The organism is Pontimicrobium sp. MEBiC01747 (genome assembly GCF_053601635.1).
The window spans coordinates 1-3631 of record NZ_JBSHNS010000250.1; the positions used below are offsets into that span (position 1 = coordinate 1).

The window sequence follows — 3631 nt, forward strand, 5'->3', positions numbered from 1 at the left end:
GGTCAACTTTTAAATCTGAGCTTCCAAATCCAGGTTTAATTTTGGCATAAGTTGGATTTTCTAAATCTGGTAAATAAATAATTGTTGATTTAATTTTTACATCTTTTTGAGGGCTTTTTTCAACTAATAAATAAGGTTTGGAATGATAAAATTTCAACCCTGTTTCACTAGATAGGTCTTTCTTCTCATAAAAAGAAACAGAAGCACAACTGGTAACTGTAATTAAAATAATAAGTAAAAGAGTTTTTTTCATAATAGCTAATATTTAGAATGTAAATTTCTTAATTGTGAAACAATAAAAGAATACCCAATAAAGGGTATTTATCAAATAAAATAGTTATTAACTAGTAGGGAGATTATTATAAAATTGAATTCAAAAACCTTTAACATTTAATAGGTCTGTTGATTAGAATAGAATCTATAATACACTAAAGATATAAAAATAAATTATTAATTGATTAAAATCAGACGAACTAAGTTTTATATTAAAATAATTTTATTGTAACAATAAAACGTTCTTTTCTAAAATATAGCGATTGAGCCGTAATTGTTTCCAAAGTTTTATTAAGCCTTGATTTTTTTGTTTCTTTTTTTATCAAGAAAAAAAGATATAAAGTAGTTTAGCTATAAACTAACTATATGAAAAAACTTCTATTTTTTGGATTCATAATTATTTCTTTTAGTTCTTACTCTCAAACATTTGTTGATGACGTTGATAGGGTAGCGGTTGTAGTAATTGACTATTGTGTAGATAAAAAAGGTAAACGTTATGATATAACTATCAACCAAGAAAAAAGTACATATAAGCATGACGGTTGGCAAAAAGGTTGTCTAGACCATTTTAAAAAAGGTAAGTTAGTTTACCCAATGAAAATGACAGATGACTGTTGGCAATCGGTTTACTATTTTGTTAATTCAAAATATAAAACATACGAATTACCAGAAGAAAATCGTGTAAAGTGCAAAGCCTTTCATCTCGGGAAATTTAAATATGAGAATCCTGCATACAGTGAAACTATAATGAAACGACGCAAAAAGCGTCAAATAGAAAAAGGTGGTTTAGGAGGTACACAGAAATATAAAATAAAGTGGACTGATGACCACAAGTATCGATTAGAGACAATAAAAATGTCCCTGAATAAGGATAAACATAAAGAAGGAAATCTAATTGAAGTCGAAATTATAGAAGTTTTAAATGATAAAACATATTTATATAAGGCACATATAACAAATAATGATAGTACAGATATTGTTTTTGGTTTAATAACTAAAATCTAATTCTATTTTACATAATATTAGAAGTACTAAATAAAAGAAGTTTAATCGGAGTTGTACACATAACAAGTGTATAGAAATTTTAGAAAGGATTTATGCGGGTGGAAAATTTTATACTCTTGTGGCAAACAAACGAAAAGCTTGTGGGAAAAAATTATAACGAGAATTCACACGCAAACGTAAAGTTTAATTGAAACTAAAAGTTAGCTTTTTTTGGCGCTGGCAAGTGCTGGATAATTGTGTTTAAAAAAATTACTGCGATAGCATAATTATTTTTAAAAAGCAATCGAGCGTTTGGCAGCGGCAATTTTACATAGCGACTAATTATAGTACACTTATTTAGTTCTAATGTTTCTTGAGAATCGCGTATTTAAAAAATGTTGAAGGATTGTACAGAATATTAAAATTATACGAGAAACAAAAACGATGAAGTTTAATGACCCAAGCACTAAATATTATAATGAGCTATAAACACTCTGGGATATTTTACATAATATAACATTATAGCTACATATCTAAATTATTATAACGAAGACACAATTAGCTTGACATAATTACTATCGATATAAGTCTAAAGACATTATATCTGCAATTATGTCAAATATCGCCCAAAAGCGCTATTTCGCTAATTGTTATAAAATGTACTATAATTAATATTATGTAAAATAGAGTTTTTATAAAACGTAATTACAATCTACTTCTATTACATATAACACACAGAGTTAAATTACCATTACTTTTTACCTTAAGTACTTTACTAATAATCATAATATAAACACATTAGTTCATTTTCTCGAGCTGTGTCATTATTTCTTCAGCTTCAAAAGTTTTTTGATCACTCAGTTTTCTGTTAATACTAGACAAACTATGCGCTTCTTTTAGTAGTTTCTTATATTTAGCTCTTAACTTTTCTTTTTCCGATTTTTTTTTGAACAATCCAAACATAGCATTAGAATTTGGTTTTTAAAAACATATAATTATTTACACTGTAGGTCTTCCTTGAAGTCGTTTTTCAATTTTCTTTTTCTTAACTGTTAATCTTTTCATTACATCCATTAAAGCAGAATCTTTTGTCTTTTTATATATTTCATTTATAGCCAATATAAGTCGTTTAGCTTCTCTAGATGCAACTACTCTATCACTTGTAGACATATGACTCATTTTCGCGTTTTCAAACTGTGTAGCTTCTCGTAAAATATCCATAATAGTTTTGTTTAATTTTAAGTAAATATAATTAAACAAAATAAAAATAATTAAAATGTTAAGAATAATTTAACAAACCTATAAGTACACATTATTTAATACTATTTTAATAAATACACTATATATTAATGTCATTTAACTATGCGTTACTTAAAAGTTTATTTTTGCTGTCTGTTTATTCATAGAATATGTCTTTAAATAAAACTAAAATTACGATAGGTATTCTTGCTCATGTAGATGCAGGTAAAACAACTTTAACTGAAGGTATGTTACATACAGCTGGTGCAACTAGACTACGTGGTAATGTAGATAAAGGCTCTGCTATTACCGATGGTTTAGAAATGGAAAAAGAACGTGGTATTTCTATAAAAACGGCTACGGTAGATTTTGAGTGGAATAACACTATAATTACTATAGTTGACACACCAGGACATATCGATTTTTCTGCCGAAGTAGATCGAGCACTCTCGGTATTAGATGTTGTGGTATTAGTGGTTTCTGCTGTAGAAGGCGTACAAGCCAATACACTTAATTTATGGGAATCGTTACAAGAACGTAACATTCCTGTTTTAATTTTTATTAATAAAATAGATAGAAATGGTGCCGATATTGAGGAGGTGTTTACAGATTTAGAAGCCGATTTACATACACATTTGTTTGCCTTAAATTATGCAGATTTAAGCAATCCAGATGCACCAAAACTAGTGCCATTTTTAGAGACAACTCCTTACCTATCTCAGTCGATTATTGAAAAAAGCTTCGAGAATTTAACAGAATACGACGATACTTTTTTAGACGCTATTTTAAACGACAATCTTCCAGAGTTAAAAACAATAGAACATAGCGCAACTAGCCAAATTGCTTCACAAAAACTAGTACCATTATTATTTGGAAGTGCTAAATTAGATATGGGTATTACGCCCTTATTAAACACTATTACTTCCGTCTTTAAAACCAATACACAAAACACCAGTAGCAATTCAGCGAAAGTATTTAAAGTAGAATACGATTCAAGGTACGGCCGATTAGCTCACATTAAACTTTATAGTGGTTATATAAAAAACAAAGACAGTATTTGGTCTCAACAATTAGAAAAGGATATAAAAATTAATCAGATTCTTAAACGTAAACTAGGAACTTTTGAGCCCGTAGG

At 28.3% G+C, this 3631-nt stretch carries 5 protein-coding genes; 2 read left to right on the forward strand and 3 right to left on the reverse strand.

The annotated features are described in order from the left end of the window. Window positions 1–253 (reverse strand): hypothetical protein (locus tag ACVC2P_RS08080; RefSeq protein WP_452597971.1); only part of this gene is annotated, 253 nt, incomplete at its 3' end. 386 nt (window positions 254–639) lie between these two features. On the opposite strand from ACVC2P_RS08080, the gene ACVC2P_RS08085 reads away from it, so the two are divergent. Further along, entirely contained in the window at window positions 640–1278 is a 639-nt protein-coding gene (locus tag ACVC2P_RS08085; RefSeq protein ID WP_452597972.1) for a hypothetical protein, read from the forward strand. Between the two features lie 777 nt (window positions 1279–2055). On the opposite strand, the gene ACVC2P_RS08090 is transcribed toward ACVC2P_RS08085, so the two are convergent. Beyond that, the gene (locus ACVC2P_RS08090) at window positions 2056–2220 is read right to left on the reverse strand and encodes a Lacal_2735 family protein (RefSeq protein WP_452597973.1); all 165 of its coding nucleotides are present in this window, start codon (window positions 2218–2220) and stop codon (window positions 2056–2058) included. A 36-nt stretch (window positions 2221–2256) separates the two neighbouring features. Further along, window positions 2257–2478: a hypothetical protein gene (locus tag ACVC2P_RS08095; protein ID WP_452597974.1), complete on the reverse strand. Its 222-nt coding sequence runs from the start codon at window positions 2476–2478 to the stop codon at window positions 2257–2259. Between the two features lie 188 nt (window positions 2479–2666). On the opposite strand from ACVC2P_RS08095, the gene ACVC2P_RS08100 reads away from it, so the two are divergent. Continuing rightward, window positions 2667–3631 (forward strand): GTP-binding protein (locus ACVC2P_RS08100; protein ID WP_452597975.1); only part of this gene is annotated, 965 nt, incomplete at its 3' end.

Bases quoted from the DNA above. Each gene is read 5' to 3' on its own strand.
- ACVC2P_RS08085 (WP_452597972.1), top strand. From the start codon at position 640: ATGAAAAAACTTCTATTTTTTGGATTCATAATTATTTCTTTTAGTTCT.
- ACVC2P_RS08090 (WP_452597973.1), bottom strand. From the start codon at position 2,220: ATGTTTGGATTGTTCAAAAAAAAATCGGAAAAAGAAAAGTTAAGAGCT.
- ACVC2P_RS08095 (WP_452597974.1), bottom strand. From the start codon at position 2,478: ATGGATATTTTACGAGAAGCTACACAGTTTGAAAACGCGAAAATGAGT.